This is a genomic window from Streptomyces sp. NPDC001204 (genome assembly GCF_053598035.1).
Genome location: NZ_JBSFJL010000017.1, coordinates 103,161 through 122,936, shown reverse-complemented (window position 1 = coordinate 122,936; position 19,776 = coordinate 103,161). Strand labels below are relative to the sequence as shown.

The following is a 19,776-nucleotide window of genomic DNA, read 5'->3' as shown; positions in this document are numbered from 1 at the left end:
CGTCGACGTTCCGTGAGCGGAATCGGCGCCCGTGCCGAAGGCCCCCGCCGCGCGCTCGGCGGGATGACAACGTCGTCATGTTCCGAACTGATCAAGAGCCCCTCCCGAAGCAGGTTCAACGGGCGGGGCTCTGCGGTATGGTCTGCCGACCCCTTGGTATGGCAGATCGAGGAGCGTGCGCGTGTTCAACCGGAACCGATGCCTGCGGCCGGCGGTGGCGACCGCGGCCCTATCCCTGGTGGCCGGCTGCGGCGTCTTTTCCAACGGCGGCTCGGATGGCAAGGGACCGATCTTCGTCGGGACCACGAGCGCCCCCAGCACCCTGGACCCGGCTGCTTCCTGGGACGGTTCCTGGGAGCTCTTCCGGAACATCTACCAGACCCTGCTGGCCTACCCGAACGGCGCGACCACGCCCCAGCCGGACGCCGCGGAGAGCTGCAAGTTCACCGACAACAGCTACCAGACCTACCGCTGCGAGCTGCGCCCGGACATGAAGTTCGCCGACGGGGACGTGCTGGACGCGCGTGCCGTCAAGTACTCGATCGACCGGATCAGGACCATCAACGTGGCCGGTGGCCCGGCCGGGCTGCTCGGCAGCCTGGACCAGGTGCAGGTGGCCGGTGACCGGGGCGTGGTCTTCAAACTGAACAAGCCCGACACCACCTTCCCGTTCGTGCTCGCCACGCCGGCCATGTCGATCGTGGATCCCGACGACTACCCCGAGCGCTCGCTGCGCAAGGACAACAAGGTCGTCGGGTCCGGACCGTACTCCCTGAAGGCGTACGAGGAGGGGGAGAAGGCGGAGCTGGTCGGGAACGACCACTACAAGGGGTTCGCCGACCGGAAGAACGACGCGGTGACCATACGCTACTTCCAGGACTCGGCCGCCATGGTCAAGGCGCTGCGGGACAAGCAGATCGACGTCACCTACCGAGGCCTGGGCGCCGACGACATCATCTCCCTCCAGCGCCGGGACGCCAAGGGCCTCCAGCTCGTCGAGGGCGCCGGCACCGACATCAGCTACCTGGTGTTCAACCCGAAGGACCCGTGGTCCGCCAAGCCTGCCGTGCGCAAGGCCGTCGCGCAGATCGTCGACCGCGCCGCCATCGCGCACCACGTCTACGAGGACACGGTCGACCCGCTGTACTCCATGGTCCCCAAGGGCCTCACCGGCCACACCACAGGGTTCTTCGACGAGTTCGGCGACCCCAGCGTCGCCAAGGCCCGCAAGATCCTCACCGACGCGGGCATCACCGAGAAGGTGCCGCTCACCTTCTGGTACACCACCGACCGCTACGGCTCGGAGACGGCCAAGGAGTTCGAGGAGCTCAAGCAGCAGCTCGACGACTCCGGCCTGTTCACGATCACCCTGAAGAGCCGGCCCTGGAAGACGTACGTCGTCGGCTACCAGAAGGGCGAGTACCCGGTCTTCGGGCGTGGCTGGTTCCCGGACTTCCCCGACGCCGACAACTTCATCGCCCCGTTCGTGGGCGAGCAGAACGCCCTCGGCACGCCCTATCCGGAGCCGCAGATCACCGGGGAGCTGCTGCCCTTGTCGCGCCGCGAGGCCGACCGCGCGAACGTGGTCAAGCAGTTCGAGCGGGCGCAGCAGATCCTGGTGGACGACGCGCGGCTGCTGCCGCTGTGGCAGGGCAAGGTGTACGTGGGCGCCAGCGACGACATCTCCGGCGGTGAGCGGGCGCTCGACCCGTCGACGATCATGATGATGTGGGAGCTGTCCCGGAAGACCAGCTGGTAGGCAGGGGGCGTTCCTCGGGGCGTGAGCCCGTTGTCAGTGGTCGCCTGTAGGTTCTGAGACCTGGAAGTGACCGCACATCGTGAGGACGTTGACGTGACCGACACCGCCATGCTGCCCGAGTCCTGGCGCGGGGTTCTGGGCGACGAACTGCAGCAGCCCTACTTCAAGGAGCTGACCGAGTTCGTCGAGGAGGAGCGGGCGAAGGGCCCCGTCCATCCGCCGCGTGAGGAGGTCTTCGCCGCGCTGGACGCCACGCCGTACGACAAGGTGAAGGTCCTGATCCTCGGTCAGGACCCCTACCACGGCGAGGGCCAGGGCCACGGCCTGTGCTTCTCGGTCCGCCCCGGGGTGAAGGTCCCGCCGTCGCTGCGCAACATCTACAAGGAGATGCACGAGGAGCTGGGCACGCCGGTGCCGGACAACGGCTACCTGATGCCGTGGGCCCGGCAGGGCGTGCTCCTGCTGAACGCGGTGCTCACGGTGCGCGGTGGCGAGGCCAACTCCCACAAGGGACGCGGCTGGGAGCGGTTCACCGACGCGGTGATCCGCTCGGTCGCCGGCCGGCCCGACCCCGCGGTCTTCGTCCTGTGGGGCAACTACGCGCAGAAGAAGCTCCCGCTGATCGACGAGACCCGGCACGTGGTGATCAAGGGCGCGCACCCGTCGCCGCTGTCGGCGAAGAAGTTCTTCGGCTCCCGTCCGTTCACGCAGATCAACGAGGCGGTGGCGCGGCAGGGGCACGAGCCGATCGACTGGCGGATCCCGAACCTGGGGTGACGTGGGCGCGGGGGCGCCCGATCGGCGGTTGTCGCGGTTAGCGTCGTAGGCGTCGGTCGGGACAGGCCTGGAGGCGTGCGGTGGTGGAGCGACAGGAGCAGGCGTCGTCGGACGCCGTGCTGACGCGGATCGGGCAGAGCGTCCTGCTGCATCACGCCGGGGACCGCGAGGAGGCCCGGGGCCGCTTACTGGCCCTGTGGGCGGAGATCGGCGAGGACGGCGATCCCTTGCACCGCTGCACGCTGGCCCACTACATGGCCGACACCCAGGACGACCCCGCGGACGAGCTGGCCTGGGACCTCAGGGCGCTCTCGGCGGCCGAGGAGCTGACGGGGGACCGGCTCGCCGGGCGCGAGGGCGCGCCCGCGGCCCGTGCCCTGTACCCGTCCCTGCATCTCAACCTGGCCGCCGACTACGCGAAACTCGACCACCGCGCGGCCGCCCGGGACCACCTCCACCACGCTCGCACCGCGGCGGACGCCCTTGGTCCCGACCACTACGGCGACGGCGTCCGGTCGGCCATCCAGCGCCTCGCACTGCGACTGGGGGAGGGCGGGCCCGGCTCGGAGCCGGGCGGCCCGCCGCGTCAGCGGTCGTAGGACGGGCCACGGGACCGCCGCGGCCGGGGAGACGAGCGCGGCGCATCCGCCGGGACGCCGCCGCGCCGGGGACGCTGTGTGTGGTGCTGCGGGGCTGCGCTCGCCGTCGATCGACGGGGGACGGGCGTCTTACCGGGTGTACGTCCTCCGGTGCGGGGGTTTTTCCGGGCTGTTGTGGGGCCTGCGCCGTGCCCGCCGTGAGGCCGGTGGCTCACTGTCCGCGTGGTGCTGTGCCGGGGGGCCCGTGTGTGGTGCTGCGGGGTTGCATTCGCCGTCGATCGACGGGGGACGGGCGTCTTACCGGGCGTACGTCCGCCCGCGCGTGGTTGCTGCCGGGCCTGCCCCGTGTCCATGGTGCAGGTCCGTTGTGTCTCAGTGGTTGTACGTCTGGCGGCAGATCCTGGTCTCCGGGCTGTCCGGTTTCCAGCCGCCGTACTGCCTGCCGAGGGCGCAGAGGTCCGCGTTCGGTGGCAGGGCGTGCTTGGGGCCGGGGAGCTGTGCGCGCGGCGGGGACGCGGGCCGTGGGTGCCGGGGGGCCGCTTGTGCCGGGGCCGGGCTGGGGGAGTGCGCCGGTGCCGGCGGCTGCCGCTTGCCGGGCGGGGCTTCCGCGGACGGCGCCCGGGCCGGTTCGGCAGGGGCGGCGGAGTGGCGCGGGTCGCCGATGTGCTCCAGGGCCTCGCGGGCGGGGGCCTGCACGGCCGGGTGCCCGGCGCTGCCGTCCGGGCGCGGGACCGATAGCGGGGTGGTGGCCGCCGCCGGGCCGGGCGCGGGCGGCCGCTCGACCGTGACACAGCCGGAGAGGGCCGAGACGGCCGCGGAGACCAGGAGCGTTGCGGTGGTCGTCGTACGATGCACGCGTGCAACTCTGCTGGGTCCGGGCCGTGATCGGACCGCGGCCGGGCGGAGGATGCCACGGACGGGTGATCCTGGGCCCCGTAAGGGGTGTCTCACCGCGCCCGCCGCTGACGCCGGTGACGGGTGCGGGCTTCAGTCTCCGGTCGTTCCGTCGATCCGCTCGCGGAGCAGGTCGGCGTGCCCGTTGTGCCGGGCGTACTCCTCGATCATGTGGGTGTAGATCCACCGCAGGTTGAACGGCTCGTCGGTGCGGTTGCTCTTGCGCTGCGACAGCTCGTCCAGACCGAGGCCCGCGGCGTTGCGGCGGGCGGTCTCGATCTCGGACTGCCAGGTGGCGTACGCCTCCGCCCAGGTGTCCGCCTCGGTGACGTGGAAGTCGCCGTCCGGGTCCTGCTCGTCGAAGTAGATCGGTCCGGGGTCGTCCATCAGGAGCACGTTGCGGAACCAGTGCCTCTCCACCTCGGCCATGTGCCGCACCAGACCCATCAGGGTCAGCTCGGACGGCTCCACGGACGCGGTCCGCAACTGCTCGTCGGTCAGGCCCTCGCACTTCTGCGCCAGCGTCTGCCGGTGGTACTCCAACCAGCCTTCCAGCATGGCGCGTTCGGAGGCGTTCTGGGCGGGCTCTTGTCGTCGCTCGGTCGTCATGCCCCGATCCTGGCCCACACACGGCCCGTCACACCAAGGGTTTTCCGGCGCCGAACATCCCCTCCAGCAGCTCCCGCAACCCCGCCCGCAACTCGTCCAGTTCCGGAACCCGGGCATGGAACGATCCCGCCACGCAGGAGTACATGAGCCCGTCCGCCCAGGCGACCAGCGACAGCACGTGCCGCTCCGGGGCGGTCGAGCCCATCGCCGTGACCAGCGCGCCGAGTTGGTCACGGAAGCGCGCTCCCGCCGCGTCGAAGTAGGACCGCAGTTCCGGGCGGCGGGTGGCCTCCAGGGCCAGCTCGTAGCGGGCGAGCGTCAGGGCCCGGTTGCGGGTCAGCGCGCGGTGGGTGGCCAGCGCCAGTCCCTCCACCAGCGAGTCGAGCCCCCCGGTCCGCGGGTCCGGCATCTCGTGCAGCGCCAGCACCCGCGCCTCCCGCTCGGCCAGCCGCCGCACCGCCAGTTCCAGCAGGGCCTGCCGGGTGCGGGCGAGGTTCGACGTCGAGCCCTGAGGCAATCCGGCCCTCTCGTCGACCGCCCGGTGCGTCAGACCGCGCATCCCGCGCTCGGCGAGCAGGGCGAGCGCGGTGTCGGCGACGAGATCGGCGCGCTGAGCGCTCTCGGGACGTGCGGACATGGAGATCAACCTACCCGGCGACTACACCCGTAGTGCAGCGCACTACATCCGTAGTATTGTCGAGCCGCCGATTCACTACAGATGTAGTCTCACTGTGCAGGAGGAGCCATGCCCCAGCAGCCACGCGCCGTCGTCATCGGCGGCGGCATCGCAGGACTCACCGCGGCCGCGGCACTGCACCTCGGCGGCCGGCAGGTCACGGTGCTGGAGCGGGCCCCCTCCCTGGAGCCCGTCGGCGCCGCCATCTCGCTCGCCCCGAACGCCGTGCGCGCCCTGGACGTCCTCGGCATCGGCGACCGGATCCGCGATCTCGCCGCCTGGCAGGGCGAGGGCGGACTGCGCGGCCCGTCCGGCCGCTGGATCACCAGGACGGACGCCGCCGCGGCGGCCGAGCGGTTCGGCGGCCCCCTCGTCCTGCTGCACCGCGCCACCCTGATCGAGAGCCTGGCCACCCTCCTCCCGCCCGGCACCGTCCGCACGGCCGCCGACGCGCGCCTCGCCGACCCCGGGGACGACCACCGCCCGGCCCGCGTAAGCACCCCCGACGGTGAACTGGAGGCCGACCTGGTGGTGGCCGCCGACGGTGTGCACTCCGCCGTGCGCCGCACGCTGTTCCCGGCCCATCCCGGGGCCGTCTACGCCGGATTCACCACCTGGCGGCTCGTGATCCCCGTACCCGGCGCCGAGTTCGCTTCCCACGAGACCTGGGGCAGGGGACGCCTGTGGGGCACGCACCCGCTCAAGGACGGCAGGGTCTACGCGTACGCCGCCGCCGTCACGCCTCCCGGACAGCGCGCGGCCGAGGACGAGAAGGCCGAACTCCTGCGCCGCTTCGGCCACTGGCACGACCCGATCCCCGCCGTCATCGCCGCCGCCCGTCCCGAGGACGTGCTGCGCCACGACGTCCACCACATCGCCCAGCCGCTGCCCGCCCACCACCGCGGCCGGACCGTGCTCATCGGCGACGCCGCCCACGCCATGCCGCCGAACCTCGGGCAGGGCGGCAACCAGGCGATCGAGGACGCCGTCGTCCTCGCCCACCACGCCGACGACCTCGCCGCCCACACCGCCGCCCGGCTGCCCCGCACGACCATGATCGCCCGCCAGGCCGTCAGGGCCGCGCGGCTCGACATGATGCGCAACCGTGCCGGGATCGTCCTGCGCGACAACGTGATCGCCGCGCTGTCCAGGGTCGGCCCGGACCTGCTCCTGCGCGGATTCGACGGCATCGCCGACTGGCGTCCCCCGCAGCCCCCGTATGCTGCCGTGCAGTCAGGCACGGCAGAGCGGTGAAGGAGCCCACGTGAAGGTCGGCTGCATCGGACTAGGCGACATCGCGCAGAAGGCATACCTGCCGGTGCTCGGCACCCAACCCGGAGTCGACCTGCACCTGCAGACCCGGACGCCCGAGACGCTCCAGCGGGTCGCCGACAGCCTGCACCTGCCCGCGGAGCGGCGCCACGCCGACCTGGACTCCCTGCTCTCCCAGGACCTCGACGCCGCCTTCGTGCACGCTCCCACCGACGTCCACCCGCAGATCGTCACCCGGCTCCTGGAGGCGGGCGTGCCGACGTACGTCGACAAGCCGCTCGCCTACGAACTCGCCGACTCCGCGCGCCTGGTCGGGCTCGCCGAGGAGCGGAACGTCTCGCTCATGGTCGGCTTCAACCGGCGCCACGCACCCGGCTACGTGCAGTGCGCCGACCACCCCCGCGAGCTGATCCTGATGCAGAAGAACCGCATCGGACTGCCCGAGGTGCCGCGCACGATGATCCTCGACGACTTCATCCACGTCGTGGACACCCTGCGGTTCCTGGTGCCGGGCGAGGTCGACGACGTCACCGTACGCGCGCGCGTGCGTGACGGCCTGCTGCACCACGTCGTGCTGCAGCTCGCCGGGGACGGATTCACCGCGCTCGGCGTGATGAACCGGCTCAGCGGTTCGACGGAGGAGGTCCTCGAGGTCTCCGGGCAGGACACCAAGCGGCAGGTGGTCAACCTCGCCGAGACCGTCGACCACAAGGGCCAGCCGTCCGTGCGCCGGCGCGGCGACTGGGTGCCCGTCGCCCGGCAGCGAGGCATCGAGCAGGCCGTGCTGTCCTTCCTCGACGCCGTACGCGCCGGGAAGGTGCTCAGCGCCCGTGACGCGCTGGAGACCCACGAACTGTGCGAACGGGTGGTACGGACGGTTCTGGAGCGCTCCGGCGCCGCCTGAACGCCCGCAGTCCCTCCGCCGCGCCCAGCACGGCCAGCACCAGCAGCGCGCCGTGCGCGGGCCAGTCGCCGAGGCGGACGTACAGGGTGACGCCGTGCGCGGTCGGTACGTCGTACACGCGCGCGGTGCTCGTGTCCGTGCCCAGCCAGGAGCCGACGCGCTGCCCGCCCGGGCCGTACACGGCGGACACGCCCGTCAGCGTGGCGTGCACCATCGGCCGCCCGGTCTCGGCGGCACGCAGCGCGGCCAGCGAGGCGTGCTGCTCGGGGGCCCAGCTCTGCTGGAAGGTCGACGTCGAGGACTGCGCGAGCAGTACCCGCGCCCCGTCCTGCGCGAGATGCCGGCTCATGTCGGGGAACGCGGTCTCGAAGCAGATCATCGGGCCGACGCGCAGGCCGTGGCCGGCGTCCATCACCACCTGCTCGGTGCCCCGCCTGCGGTCCTCACCCGCGGCCCGGCCGACGGAGGTCGCCCAGCCGAGCACAGAGCGGGCCGGGACGTACTCGCCGAACGGGACGAGCCGCATCTTGTCGTAGCGCTCGCCGTTCGGGCCGTTCGGGCCGACGAGGACCGAGCTCTTGTATATGCCGGGCTGGTCGGAGCGCCGGGCGTCCACGTTGACCAGCACGTCGGCGCCGGTCGCGCGGGACAGCGCCGCGATCCGCCGCGCCAGGTCCGGCCGGTGGCTCAGGTCGAAGCCGACGCTGCTCTCGCCCCAGACGACGAGGTCGGGGTGCTGCCCCACCAGGTGACGGGTCAGCTGTTCCTCCAGGTCGAACCGCCGCTGCCCGCTCTCGGTGCCGGCCACGACACCCGGCTGCACGACGGCGATCCGGACGTGGCCGTCGACGTCCGGGCGCGGCGCCCACATCCACACCGCGGAGGTCGCCGCGGCCGTGGCCACCAGCCCGGCCACCGCGGGCACCCGGGACGCGCGGACCGCGACGAGCAGCGCGACGGCGACATTGACGGCCACCACCAGGAAGCTCAGCAGCCACACCCCGCCCACGGAGGCCAGCCGCAGCGCCGGGGCCACCTGCCACTGGCTGGAGCCCAGCATGCCCCACGGTCCGCCCAGCCCCTGCCAGGACCGGACGAGCTCGATCGCCAGCCACGCCGACGGCAGCACGACCAGCGCGGCCGCCGCCCGCCCCGGCGAGGGCGTCCCCGCCAGGAACCGCCGTACCAGCAGGCCCCAGGGCGCCCACAGCAGGCCCATGAGCGCGGCGAGCACGACGGTGAACACGTGCAGGTTCGGCAGCAGCCAGTGGAAGACGGCCAGCATGAACCCCAGCCCGCCGGACCAGCCGTCGTACGCCGCCCGCCTCCGGGTCGGAGCGCAGCGGACCAGCAGGATCCACGGGACCAGGGCGACGTAGGCGAACCACCACAGCGACGGGGCGGGAAAAGCGAACACGAACAGGGCACCCGCGAGCGCGGCGAGCACCGAACGCCGCCACGGGGAGGTGAGCCACCGGCCGAACGTCTTCATACGGTGACCTCCTACCCCCGCGGATGGCTCCAGTGTGCGCGCCCCGGAAGATCCCGCCCAGAGGGCCTTGCAGGGACCCGGAACTCCTGTCGCCGCGCGCGGGCGGCCGGGGTCCTAGGATGATCACATGGGGTGTGGTCGCTCGGTGCTGCGGAGGTCCGAATGAAACGTCTCGTGACAGTCGTCACCGGCGGTGGCCGGGGCATCGGGGCCGCGATCTGCCGGCGGCTGGCGGCCGACGGGCACGACGTGGTCGTGGGGTACGTCGACGACACCGCGGCCGCCGAGGCGGTGGCCGACGAGGTGCTCGAGGCCGGAGCGCGCGGGGTGACCGTGCGGATGGACACCTCCGTGGAGGCGGACGTCGAACGGCTCTTCGCCGTGGCGGAGGAACGGCTCGGGCCCGTCACCGGACTGGTGAACAACGCCGGGGTGAGCGGACCGCTGGGCCGGCTCGCCGACACCGACACCGCCGATCTGCGCCGCGTCGTGGACGTCAACCTCCTGGGCACCCTGCTGTGTTCGCGCCGCGCGGCCCAGCTGATGGCGCCCCGGAAGAACGGCGTGATCGTGAACGTGTCGTCCGCGGCCTCCACACTCGGCAGCCCCGGGGAGTTCGTCCACTACGCCGCGACGAAGGCCGCCGTGGACGCCCTCACCCTGGGCCTGGCCAAGGAACTCGGCCCGGACGGCATCCGCGTCAACGCGGTCGCACCCGGCATGATCGACACCGGGATGCACGCGGCGATGGGCGACCCGGACCGCGCACGGCGGGCGGCCGGAAACATCCCGCTGGGCCGGGCCGGCCGGGCGGAGGAGGTCGCCGCGGCCGTCGCATGGCTGATGTCACCGGACGCCTCCTACACGACGGGAGCGGTGCTGCGGGTGTCGGGCGGCCGCTGAGCGTGAACCGGGTCGCCGGAAGGGGCAGGCCCGGGCCGGAGCGGCGACCGCCCGTGGACCGGGGACGTCAGGCGGCCGCGATGAGCTCGTCCCTCATCGCGGCGGCCCACTCGACCACCAGCAGTTCGTACTCCTCGCGCTCCTGGGCCGACAGGGACCCGCCTGAGCGCAGCCACAGCGACCGGATCTGCTCGTTCAGCTCGGCGGCGGACCGCACGGAACCAGGGGCCACTGAATCGCGGAACATGGCCACAGCCTAGGGGCAAGGACTGACACTGCGCTACCGGACGGCTACAGCGGCCGTATGGACTCGGTCACCCGCGACCGTCCTGGCCGCCGTACCGACCGGATCGTCGAGTACGCGTACGCGTGCGGTGCCGTCAGTGCTTCCGCAGGTGGTGGCGCTTGCGCCAGGCGACCGCCGTGCCGAGCACGGCCGGTACCGCGATGCAGGCCATCGCCAGGAGAAAGGCCGGAGAGGTCGGTGCGGAGGCGCGGGCGCCGGCGACGGCGTAGGCGGCGGTGTTGGGGATCGAGCCGAGGGCCGTGGCGAGGAGGAACGCCGTCCAGCCCATGCGGGAGACGGCGGCGCAGTAGTTGGCGGCCCAGAACGGGACTCCAGGGAAGAGCCGGGCCGCCATCATCGAACGGAAGCCGTGCCGGCTGAGCTGTCCGTCCGCCGCCTTCAGCAGCCGGCCGCGCAGCAGCGGGCGCAGCGCGTCCTGGCCCAGCACGCGGCCGAGGCCGAAGGCCGCCCCGGCGCCCAGCACCGTGCCGGCCAGCGCCGCCGCCAGTCCCAGTTGCGAGCCGAACAGCGCGCCCGCGGCCAGGTTCAGCAGCGGCCGCGGCACGAACGCCACCGTGCACAGGCCGTACGCCGCGGCGAACACCACCGTCGCGACGGCTCCGCCGAGTTGCGGCGGCCAGCCGTGTGCCAGCAGTCTCTGCGGCTCGAAGAGCAGCACGGACACTCCGGCCGCCGCGAGCAGGGCGAGCAGGAGGGAGAGCCGCGCCCAGGGCGACAGCAGCACACGCGCCCAGCGGGCGGTGAGACCGGCCGGCGGGGCGGACGGAACGACCGGGGCCGGCGGGGCCGTGGGGACGGCGGCGGCCGGCTCGGTGGCGGCGGCCCGGGGAGAGGCCGTGGCGGTGCCCCCAGAGCGGGTGGTGGCATCGAGCATTCGGTGACATTAGCGGACGGATGCGAGTGATCGCCCTCTGGCCCGGTTCACGAGTGCGCCGAGTGCGCACGCCCTCGGCGTCCCGGCCAAGTCCCCGAGCCCCAGGCCCTCCTGTCCCGGGAACCGTTCGCCGCACTAAAACCGTTCGACGGGCGGCCGGGTGTCGTGAATGATCGGTCCCATGTTCCGGCACGCCTTCGTCCTCGCAGCATCCGCGGTAGCGGATGCCCCGGAGGCTGCCGTCCTGATCCTCGTCGCCGCAGTCGACGGCGCCCGAAGCTGACCCTCCCCGGATCGTCCGGCGGACCCCTCAGGGGGAGGGTCGGCCATCCCGTGGGGTCCCGCAGCATCTACCAGGCTTCGAGGTACAGCCATGCCCAAGACGGCGTACGTACGCACCAAACCGCACCTGAACATCGGCACGATGGGCCATGTCGACCACGGCAAGACCACGTTGACCGCCGCCATCACGAAGGTGCTGGCCGAGCGCGGCTCCGGCACCTTCGTCCCGTTCGACCGCATCGACCGGGCCCCGGAGGAGGCCGCGCGCGGCATCACCATCAACATCGCGCACGTCGAGTACGAGACCGACACCCGGCACTACGCGCACGTGGACATGCCGGGCCACGCCGACTACGTCAAGAACATGGTCACCGGGGCCGCGCAGCTCGACGGCGCGATCCTCGTCGTCTCCGCGCTCGACGGGATCATGCCGCAGACCGCCGAACACGTGCTGCTCGCCCGGCAGGTGGGCGTGAACCACATCGTCGTCGCCCTCAACAAGGCCGACGCCGGCGACGAGGAGCTCATCGACCTCGTCGAACTGGAGGTCCGCGACCTGCTCACCGAGCACGGCTTCGGCGGCGACGCGGTACCCGTCGTACGGGTCTCCGGGCTCCGCGCCCTGGAGGGCGACCCGCGCTGGACGGCGTCGATCGAGGCGCTGCTCGACGCGGTGGACACCTACGTGCCGATGCCCGAGCGGTACCTGGACGCGCCGTTCCTGCTGCCGGTGGAGAACGTGCTCACCATCACCGGCCGCGGAACCGTGGTGACGGGCGCGGTCGAGCGCGGCACGGTCCGCGTCGGCGACCGGGTCGAGGTACCGGGTGCCGGCCTGGAAACGGTGGTCACCGGCCTGGAGACCTTCGGCAAGCCCATGGAGGAGGCACAGGCCGGGGACAACGTGGCGCTGCTGCTGCGCGGGGTGCCGCGTGACGGGGTCCGCCGCGGCCACGTCGTCGCGGCGCCGGGCAGCGTGGTCCCGCGCCGGCGCTTCACCGCGCGGGTGTACGTGCTGTCCGCGCGCGAGGGCGGCCGTACGACACCGGTGTCCACCGGCTACCGGCCGCAGTTCTACATCCGCACGGCGGACGTGGTGGGCGACGTCGACCTGGGCGAGGCGGCCGTCGCGCGGCCCGGCGACACGGTCACGATGACGGTGGAGCTGGGGCGCGAGATGCCCCTGGAGCCGGGGCTGGGGTTCGCCATCCGTGAGGGCGGCCGCACCGTCGGCGCGGGGACCGTGACCGCCGTCGTGTGAAGGGAACCGCTGAGTCCGGGGACCCGCCGGCCGGTGCCTGCCGGCCGGCGGGTCCCCTCGCCGCCTCTCGCGTGACGGAGGGGTCCGGTGCGTGACGGGGCCGTCCGGGGTGTGACGGCCCGGCACAATGGACGCGTGAACGAGCCGATACCCGTGACCCGAGCCGTCGATCACGGGACCGCCAAGCTGATGCCCGACGTCGACCGCGAGCGGGCCTGGCTGCTGACCGTGGACGGTGCGCCGCAGTCGTACGTCGACCTGGACGCGCCCGCCCACCTGGAGTTCGAGTACGCGCGGCGGCTCGGCCACGCCCTGGACACGGTCGCGCGGCCGGGCTCGCCGCTGGACGTGCTGCACCTCGGCGGGGGTGCCCTCACCCTGCCGCGGTACGTGGCCGCGACCCGGCCCGGCTCCCGGCAGGACGTAGTCGAGGCCGACCGCGGCCTGCTGGAGATGGTCGTCGCCCACCTTCCGCTGCCCGACGGCGCCGACGTCTCGCTGCACGCCGCCGACGCCCGCGCCTGGCTGGAGGCCGCCCCCGACGACTCGGCGGACGTCCTGATCGCGGACGTCTTCGGCGGCTCCCGCGTCCCGGCCCACCTCACGTCCCTCGGCTACGTCCGCGAGGCGGAGCGCGTGCTGCGCCCCGACGGGGTCTACCTCGCCAACCTCGCCGACGCCGCCCCGTTCGCCTTCCTGCGTTCCCAACTCGTCACCCTCGCCGAGGTGTTCGAGGAGATCGCGCTGATCGCCGAACCCGCGGTGCTGCGCGGCCGCCGTTTCGGCAACGCGGTGCTGATCGCCGCGCACCGCCCGCTCGACGTGGCCGCGCTGACCCGGCGGACCGCCTCCGACGCGTTCCCCGCCCGCGTCGAACACGGCGCCGCACTAAGGGAGTTCACCGGAGATGCCGGGCCGGTGCGGGACGACGGGGCCGTACCGTCGCCCGAGCCTCCGGACGGCGCGTTCGGCATCGGCTGACCGGCGCCGCCGCGGGTGCCGCTCAGCCGCCGGTCGGGGTTCCGTGCAGCCGGACCGTGCTGAGGATCTTCATGATGGTCGCGGTGGGGACCTCCTCGCCGACGCCCTTGGCGCCGTAGAAGTTCCAGGACACGAAGTCCCCGGCGGAGTTCTTGAAGCCGAAGGAGAGCGCCTTGCCGTCGCTCGCGCACTTGCCCTTCTGGGGCGTGTTGTTCGACTGGGCCCAGGCGATGCTGCCGTTGATGCCCGACGTGGTCGTGTAGGGCTTGGCCTTCTGGTCGAACGTCAGGCTCTTCTTGTCGGGCTGGGTGTAGCCGCCGTAGACCCACCAGCCCACGGTGTTCACGGCCACCTCGTTGGTGTCTTTGGCGCCGTCGGCACCCTTGGTGCCCACCGCGGCGAGCGACGTGTCCTCCTCGCGGCCGTCCTTGTCGTCGTCGGACGTGCACCACTTCGACTTGTACTCGGCCACGCCGGACATGATGGTGATCAGCTTGCCGTCCTTGTGCTCCTCGAAGCCGATGCTCACCCCCGCCGACTGGACCTCCCAGTCGGCCGGGACGTCGAAGGCGACGCCCCGCTTGGGGTTCACGACGACCTTCCAGCCGGGGATCGTCGGCTTCTCGGTCTCCGTGCCGCGCGGGTTGTCGTCCGAGCCCGAGTCCGGGGCGCTCGGGTCGGCGGAGGCCGAAGCGGTGGGCGACGGGCTCGACTTGGCGTCGGCCTCGTCGTCCTTGTTCCCGCCGAGAACCAGGAAGCCGGTCACACCGGCGGTCAGGGCCACGGCCGTGACGCAGAGGATCGCGACGAGCTTCGTCCGGTTGGCGCCCCCGCCCGGCTGCTTCGGCGACTGGGGACCGCCCATCTGTGTGGGCGCACCCCACTGCGGTTGCTGGGCATATGGGTTGGGCTGCTGGTAGCCGGGCTGCTGATAGGGATTGGGCTGTTGGTATCCCGGCTGCTGGTACGGGTTGTTCTGCGGGTTCTGCTCGCCCCCGGGCGGCTGCTGTCCTGGCCACATGGCCAGTAACCCTAGTGGCGCCAGGGACACGATTCGGTCACCGCCTTTTGTCAGGGACGTACCAGTGACGGGTGCAGATACCGGCCCGCCCCGTCTGGCCCGAACGGCCTACTGGTGAGTAACATTCTGGTATGAGCGCTGACCAGATGTCGATCGGCGAGATGCTCGCCGCGACCGTGCCGATGGCCCGGACCCTGAACCTCGAATTCCTTCAGACCACGCCGGAGAAGGCGGTGGTGACCCTGCCGGACCAGGCCGACTACCACAACCACGTGGGCGGGCCGCACGCCGGCGCGATGTTCACGCTGGGGGAGTCCGCGAGCGGGGCCGTCGTGCTGGCCGCGTTCGGCGACCAGCTCTCCCGTGCCGTACCGCTCGCCGTGCGGGCCGAGATCGCCTACCGGAAGCTGGCCATGGGAGCCGTCACCGCCACCGCGACCCTGGGCCGTCCCGCCGCCGACGTCGTCGCGGAACTGGACGCGGGACAGCGGCCGGAGTTCCCGGTGCCGGTCGAGATCCGGCGCGCGGACGGGGCCGTCACGGGAGAGATGACCGTCGTCTGGACCCTGCGGCCCAACGGCTGAGCGGCTGCCGCCCGCCCTCCACGCGGCCGCGGAGCACCAGGCGGACATCCGGCGATCCCCGGGCCTCGGGCGAGCCCCCCGAGCCTGCGTTCCCGTCCGCCCAGGTCGCGGACGGGAACGCGGGCGCGATCCGCGGGATCGGCCCGGCCGGGCCGAACCGGTAGGCTTCCCGGGGGGTGCGTCTTCGTGGCGCTCCGCAGCACATGCACGCGAAACGGGGAGGAACCGGCGGTGCACGTCCAGGAATGGCTCGACACGGTACCCGCGGCCGCCGTCTACGCCGTGGTCGGCCTGGTCATCGGTCTGGAGAGCCTGGGCATCCCGCTGCCCGGCGAGATCGTCCTGGTCTCCGCGGCGCTGCTGTCCTCGCAGCACGCGGGCATCAACCCGGTCGTCCTCGGCGTGTGCGCCACAGTCGGCGCGGTCGTCGGCGACTCCATCGGCTACGCCATCGGCCGCAAGGGCGGCAGGCCGCTGCTCGCCTGGCTGGGGAAGAAGTTCCCCAAGCACTTCAGCGAGGGACACATCGCGACCGCCGAGCGCTCCTTCGAGAAGTGGGGCATGTGGGCGGTGTTCTTCGGCCGCTTCGTCGCCCTGCTGCGCATCTTCGCCGGCCCCCTGGCGGGCGTGCTGCACATGCCGTACTGGAGGTTCCTGGTCGCCAACGTCCTCGGCGGCATCTGCTGGGCGGGCGGCACCACGGCGGTCATCTACTACGTGGGTGTCGTGGCAGAGTCCTGGCTGAAGAAGTTCTCCTGGCTCGGCCTGGTGGCGGCCGTGCTCTTCGGGCTCGGCTCGATGCTGGTGCTCAAGCGCAGGGCGAAGAAGGCGCAGGCGGGCACGCAGAGCGAGACCGAGGAGCCGGAGCCGGTTCCCGCCGCGGAGTAGCCGGGCGCCCCCGAAGGGGCGCGGGTCCCGGGTCCTACGCGTGCACCTCCCGGTGCGCCTGCGCGAGCTGCGTGTACATCGTGCCGTTCAGGGTGATCCCCTGGCGCTCCTCCTGCGTCAGCTCCCGCCTGACCTTCGCGGGGACGCCCGCGACCAGCGATCCCGGCGGCACCCGCATGCCCTGCGGCACCAGCGCCTGCGCCGCCACCAGGGATCCCGCGCCGATCACCGCGCCGTTCAGCACGGTCGCCCCCATGCCGATCAGGCAGTCGTCCTCGACGGTCGCGCCGTGCACCACGGCGTTGTGCCCGATCGAGACGCGCTCGCCGACGCCGACCGGGAAGCCGGGGTCGGCGTGCAGCGTGCAGTTGTCCTGGACGTTGCTGCCCGCGCCGACGGCGATCCGCTCGACGTCGCCGCGCAGCACCGCGCCGTACCAGACGCTCGCGCCCGCGCCCAGTGCCACGTCACCGATCACGGTGGCCGTGGGCGCCACGAACGCCCCCTCGTCCACCTGCGGCTCGCGGCCCCCGATGCCCGCGATCAGCGCCTTGTCCGTCATCCTCGTCCTCCCTTTCACCGCGTGGGTCCGACGGCACCGTACGTCATCCGGTAGGGCGAAGATCACAGACGTGCGGCGCCATGGGCGTGGCCCGGGCTGAGTACGGTGAGCGGGTGCCCACGCGTAGGAACACGTTCTCATCATGGTGGCGCCGCCTCGCGCAGCGCGCCGTCCACGCGGGCTGGGCCTGGGTGCAGCGCACGGGCTCCGTCACGGCCGAGCGGCCCGGACGCCTCCGCTTCGGCGCGATGGGAACAGGTACCAGGCTGGCCTTCCCGCTCGGCACGGTCTTCGGCGAACCGTGGATCCACCTCGGCGCGCACTGCATCGTCGGCGAGCAGGTCACGCTGACCGCCGGTCTGATGCCCGACCTGGACCTCGGCCCGCAGCCGATCCTGCGCATCGGGGACGGGGTGGTGCTCGGCCGCGGCAGTCACGTCATCGCCGACACCACGGTGACCATCGGCAGCGACTGCTACTTCGGCCCCTACGTCTACGTCACCTCACTAGACCATGAGTCACGTAACACCCTCTGACCTGGGGAAACGAGACATGAGAAGACCCCCCGGCAAGGTTGCCAGGGGGTCTCTCAGGGGCTCTCAGGGTCAGTCGGTCAGGTGGCGGTACAGGGTGGCTCTGGAGACTCCGAGAGCCTTGGCTATGGCAGTGACACTCTCGCCCTTGGCTTTCCTTGCCTTGGCCACGGTGAGGAGATCATCAGTGATGACAGTGGGACGTCCTCCGGTACGCCCCTGAGCCTTGGCAGCGTCCAATCCGGCCCGGGTCCTCTCAACGATCATGTCTCTCTCAAGCTCAGCAAATGCAACCATCATCGTGAAGAAGAACTTTCCCTCTCCCTTGGGGGAGTAGCTACCTGCGAGAGTGCCAGTGAGGATGCGGAGAGCAATCCCTCTGCTGTGCAGCTCCTCAGCGATGGTGAGCACGTCCTTTGTGGACCTCCCAAGCCTGTCCAGCTTCCAGACGCAGAGGGTGTCTCCCTCTCTCATGTAGTCCAGGGCTGCAAGGAGTCCAGGACGCTCGGTGTTCTTGCCAGAGAGCTTGTCTTCAAAGACCTTGCTGCACCCTGCCTCTGACAGGGCGTCAGTCTGAAGCTGTGCGTCCTGAGCCTTGGTGCTGACTCGCTTGTAGCCGATGAGGTGACCGGTGTTGGTGGTGTTCGTCGTCATGCCCTCAGTGTCTCATAACTCGTCTCAGAACCTCAAGTGATCCAGAGGGGTTGTGAGACGGGTTTTGAACACCCCTCAGGGCCTCTGTGGGCTCTGCCATGCCCTGTCTCGCAAACCATCGTTTCTGAGACGGTCATGAGACACCCCCCCCTGTGCCCTCATGGCGTGCACCCCCGGGGGTAATGCATGAAAAGACCTCTCCTGGGGACCGCAGGGGCACCATCCTTCGACGCTGTACGGGTTTGAAGGCTCTGTAAGGCGCTCTGAGAGCCTTTGAGGCTCTGGATGGACAGAGAGGCCAGGGAAGGGGTGTTAGGCCGTTAGAACGGCGTACAGAGCTTTCTAGGGGCATCCTGGGGTGTTGGCTCCCTACGGGATTCGCCTTGGCTGGTGAATCTCTGCCCTGACGGTACCTCTTCGTGTGACCTGCCTCTCACTTTCTGGGGATCGCGTCCTGTTTTGCTCAAAGTGACACGTACATACAGGGTGAGAGTAAATCTCGGGGACCATGCACACTCGGCGGTGTGCCTCTGGTGTGGCCAGTAGGCCAGGCAGTTCCCAAGTCGTTATGGGGCTCTACACGGATACCTCCCTGTGACAGGGACAGCGTAGAGAAACACTCCTCCCTACCCCTTGCTTAGCTAGTTTCACTGTGGGGGGTAGGGGGGCAGTGTCTTCTCTAGCCGTTGTCCTCTTGTGAGTTACTTAAGACTGTCTCTTAGAGATGTAGTTCTCTACAGGCATCCCCTCAAGAGGGATGCCTTTTTAGTTCTCTCAGTGTGTAGGTGGGTCTAGACCTCCCATGAGAGAAGAGATAGGCCCCGGTGTAACAACCGGGGCCTTTTCTCATCTCCACAGTCACCTATCAAGGAGTATCACTATGCCTCAGCACTATGACGCAAACTTTGAGATCGAACCTCCAAAGGATCTCCCCCTCTCCACCAAGGTCAAGAGCCTTCGCAAGGTGTACGAGGATGCCAAGGAGTCTCACGAGAAGTATGTCCAGGAGAACTCTCGATAGCGCACCATGGATGTTTCGGAGCTGTGGGAGTCCAAGCGACGGTATAGCTCCCTTGCCTTGGAAGAGGCTAAGAGGGAGCTTAGGGATGCCGAGATTGCCGCTGTAGGGGCTGGGAAGCCGCTCCCTGATGCGGATAAGTTCCTGGCTCGCACCAAGGCGAAAATGGATGAGTATAAGCGGACGGTAGAGGCTCTGAAGGTCTTGGCCGCCAAGGCTAAGCGGGAGTATTCAAATGCTCTGCTCGGTGAGCTGAAGTCAATGGGGCTTAAGGAAGCTGAGAAGGCTTATACGGCACGCCTTGAATGGGAGAAGGCTTACGCGGCTATGCTTGCTGCCAAGGCCACTTTGGACCGCCATGCTGATCTGTTCACTTGGTGTGTGACTGCTGGTGGTATGGAGGACTTCCCCCGGAAGGGTCACTATCACGGGGAGAATCTGGAAGCCTGGGAACTCGCTGGGGATGGACGCCTTACGTATGAGTCGTCCCTGGCATTGGATTACCAGCATACCGAGGCATACCTTACTTCCCTGGTGAAGGTTGAGGGGCTTATTGAGCCAGACCCGAATCCTCCTGCCCCTGTTGCTGAGGAAGTGGAGTACGTTCCGGCACAGCACTACAGCAAGGAGCCTTGGGAAGGCGGGAACTACGTGGGAGAGATTTAGAGAGCATGAGAAAGCCCCCCGGTATTGAGCCGGGGGGCTATCTTTGTTTGTGCTCCCTGTCAGGGTTCTTGGTAAGGCCTGAACCCTTCAAAGGGATTGGGTGTGTCCTTGAACGGTCTCCAGCCCTGGGGTACTGGCTTCCCGTTACCTTCCCAGGTCTGCCACGTCCTGTAGCAGCGTCGCAACCATGCTTCTGCCCCGGCCCTGTTGTTCCATTCGAGAGGGAGCAGGCTTGAGGGGTCTCCGTTGTCTGGCAAGGT

The 19,776-nt window shown here is 70.4% G+C and carries 20 protein-coding genes and 1 pseudogene; 12 read left to right on the top strand and 9 right to left on the bottom strand.

Annotated elements, in window-relative coordinates:
• Positions 1–181 precede the first annotated feature (181 nt).
• The 3 genes from ACWC91_RS23360 to ACWC91_RS23350 all read left to right on the top strand — a co-directional run bounded on the left by ACWC91_RS23360 (position 182) and on the right by ACWC91_RS23350 (position 3,135).
• Positions 182–1,759 carry an ABC transporter substrate-binding protein gene (locus ACWC91_RS23360; RefSeq protein ID WP_450643687.1) on the top strand — a complete coding sequence of 526 codons (1,578 nt, stop codon included), beginning with the start codon at positions 182–184 and terminating at the stop codon, positions 1,757–1,759.
• 93 nt (positions 1,760–1,852) lie between these two features.
• Positions 1,853–2,536, top strand: a complete 684-nt coding sequence (gene ung / locus ACWC91_RS23355) for a uracil-DNA glycosylase (RefSeq protein WP_141363044.1) — start codon at positions 1,853–1,855, stop codon at positions 2,534–2,536.
• Between the two features lie 80 nt (positions 2,537–2,616).
• The gene (locus ACWC91_RS23350) at positions 2,617–3,135 is read left to right on the top strand and encodes a hypothetical protein (RefSeq protein WP_450643688.1); all 519 of its coding nucleotides are present in this window, start codon (positions 2,617–2,619) and stop codon (positions 3,133–3,135) included.
• Between the two features lie 372 nt (positions 3,136–3,507).
• Here the strand turns inward: ACWC91_RS23350 and ACWC91_RS23345 are convergent, their stop codons facing one another.
• The 3 genes from ACWC91_RS23345 to ACWC91_RS23335 form a co-directional block, all read right to left on the bottom strand.
• Positions 3,508–3,990, bottom strand: coding sequence for a hypothetical protein (locus ACWC91_RS23345; protein ID WP_225079125.1), 483 nt, complete (start codon positions 3,988–3,990; stop codon positions 3,508–3,510).
• 132 nt (positions 3,991–4,122) lie between these two features.
• The gene (locus ACWC91_RS23340; protein WP_225079124.1) at positions 4,123–4,638 is read right to left on the bottom strand and encodes a DinB family protein; all 516 of its coding nucleotides are present in this window, start codon (positions 4,636–4,638) and stop codon (positions 4,123–4,125) included.
• Positions 4,639–4,666: 28 nt separating this feature from the next.
• A complete protein-coding gene (locus tag ACWC91_RS23335; RefSeq protein WP_225079123.1) occupies positions 4,667–5,275 on the bottom strand; it encodes a TetR/AcrR family transcriptional regulator in 609 nt (202 codons plus the stop codon).
• A gap of 108 nt (positions 5,276–5,383) precedes the next feature.
• Between ACWC91_RS23335 and ACWC91_RS23330 the strand changes: the two genes are divergently transcribed.
• Together ACWC91_RS23330 and ACWC91_RS23325 are read left to right on the top strand one after the other, a co-directional pair.
• Positions 5,384–6,568, top strand: a complete 1,185-nt coding sequence (locus ACWC91_RS23330; RefSeq protein ID WP_450643689.1) for an FAD-dependent monooxygenase — start codon at positions 5,384–5,386, stop codon at positions 6,566–6,568.
• A gap of 10 nt (positions 6,569–6,578) precedes the next feature.
• Complete coding sequence (locus ACWC91_RS23325) at positions 6,579–7,490, top strand: Gfo/Idh/MocA family protein (protein ID WP_225079121.1); 912 nt, start codon at positions 6,579–6,581, stop codon at positions 7,488–7,490.
• On the opposite strand, the gene lnt is transcribed toward ACWC91_RS23325, so the two are convergent.
• Positions 7,408–8,982, bottom strand: coding sequence for an apolipoprotein N-acyltransferase (gene lnt, locus ACWC91_RS23320; RefSeq protein WP_450643690.1), 1,575 nt, complete (start codon positions 8,980–8,982; stop codon positions 7,408–7,410). The two genes, ACWC91_RS23325 and lnt, sit on opposite strands and share 83 nt — an antisense overlap.
• A gap of 162 nt (positions 8,983–9,144) precedes the next feature.
• Between lnt and ACWC91_RS23315 the strand changes: the two genes are divergently transcribed.
• Positions 9,145–9,885 (top strand): glucose 1-dehydrogenase, encoded by a 741-nt coding sequence (locus ACWC91_RS23315; RefSeq protein ID WP_450643691.1) that lies wholly within the window; start codon positions 9,145–9,147, stop codon positions 9,883–9,885.
• A gap of 67 nt (positions 9,886–9,952) precedes the next feature.
• Here ACWC91_RS23315 and ACWC91_RS23310 read toward each other — a convergent pair whose 3' ends face one another.
• Positions 9,953–10,132 (bottom strand): hypothetical protein, encoded by a 180-nt coding sequence (locus tag ACWC91_RS23310; protein ID WP_225079118.1) that lies wholly within the window; start codon positions 10,130–10,132, stop codon positions 9,953–9,955.
• Positions 10,133–10,265: 133 nt separating this feature from the next.
• A complete protein-coding gene (locus ACWC91_RS23305) occupies positions 10,266–11,066 on the bottom strand; it encodes a TVP38/TMEM64 family protein (protein WP_376504448.1) in 801 nt (266 codons plus the stop codon).
• Positions 11,067–11,439: 373 nt separating this feature from the next.
• Here ACWC91_RS23305 and tuf point away from each other — a divergent pair, with 373 nt between their 5' ends.
• Together tuf and ACWC91_RS23295 are read left to right on the top strand one after the other, a co-directional pair.
• Complete coding sequence (gene tuf, locus ACWC91_RS23300) at positions 11,440–12,609, top strand: elongation factor Tu (protein ID WP_225079116.1); 1,170 nt, start codon at positions 11,440–11,442, stop codon at positions 12,607–12,609.
• Between the two features lie 135 nt (positions 12,610–12,744).
• Positions 12,745–13,590, top strand: a complete 846-nt coding sequence (locus tag ACWC91_RS23295; protein ID WP_450643989.1) for a spermidine synthase — start codon at positions 12,745–12,747, stop codon at positions 13,588–13,590.
• A gap of 22 nt (positions 13,591–13,612) precedes the next feature.
• Here the strand turns inward: ACWC91_RS23295 and ACWC91_RS23290 are convergent, their stop codons facing one another.
• Positions 13,613–14,611 (bottom strand): hypothetical protein, encoded by a 999-nt coding sequence (locus ACWC91_RS23290; protein WP_450643988.1) that lies wholly within the window; start codon positions 14,609–14,611, stop codon positions 13,613–13,615.
• 146 nt (positions 14,612–14,757) lie between these two features.
• Between ACWC91_RS23290 and ACWC91_RS23285 the strand changes: the two genes are divergently transcribed.
• Positions 14,758–15,195 carry a DUF4442 domain-containing protein gene (locus tag ACWC91_RS23285; RefSeq protein WP_225079169.1) on the top strand — a complete coding sequence of 146 codons (438 nt, stop codon included), beginning with the start codon at positions 14,758–14,760 and terminating at the stop codon, positions 15,193–15,195.
• Positions 15,196–15,426: 231 nt separating this feature from the next.
• Positions 15,427–16,083, top strand: a complete 657-nt coding sequence (locus ACWC91_RS23280) for a DedA family protein (RefSeq protein WP_225079113.1) — start codon at positions 15,427–15,429, stop codon at positions 16,081–16,083.
• A 34-nt stretch (positions 16,084–16,117) separates the two neighbouring features.
• On the opposite strand, the gene ACWC91_RS23275 is transcribed toward ACWC91_RS23280, so the two are convergent.
• A complete protein-coding gene (locus tag ACWC91_RS23275; protein WP_376504454.1) occupies positions 16,118–16,645 on the bottom strand; it encodes a gamma carbonic anhydrase family protein in 528 nt (175 codons plus the stop codon).
• A gap of 80 nt (positions 16,646–16,725) precedes the next feature.
• On the opposite strand from ACWC91_RS23275, the pseudogene ACWC91_RS23270 reads away from it, so the two are divergent.
• Positions 16,726–17,160: pseudogene (locus tag ACWC91_RS23270) on the top strand (acyltransferase); the annotation flags it as partial.
• A gap of 90 nt (positions 17,161–17,250) precedes the next feature.
• On the opposite strand, the gene ACWC91_RS23265 reads toward ACWC91_RS23270, so the two are convergent.
• The gene (locus ACWC91_RS23265) at positions 17,251–17,832 is read right to left on the bottom strand and encodes a recombinase family protein (RefSeq protein ID WP_225079111.1); all 582 of its coding nucleotides are present in this window, start codon (positions 17,830–17,832) and stop codon (positions 17,251–17,253) included.
• Between the two features lie 1,027 nt (positions 17,833–18,859).
• On the opposite strand from ACWC91_RS23265, the gene ACWC91_RS23260 reads away from it, so the two are divergent.
• Positions 18,860–19,516, top strand: a complete 657-nt coding sequence (locus ACWC91_RS23260) for a hypothetical protein (protein ID WP_450643987.1) — start codon at positions 18,860–18,862, stop codon at positions 19,514–19,516.
• The last annotated feature ends 260 nt before the right edge of the window (positions 19,517–19,776 follow it).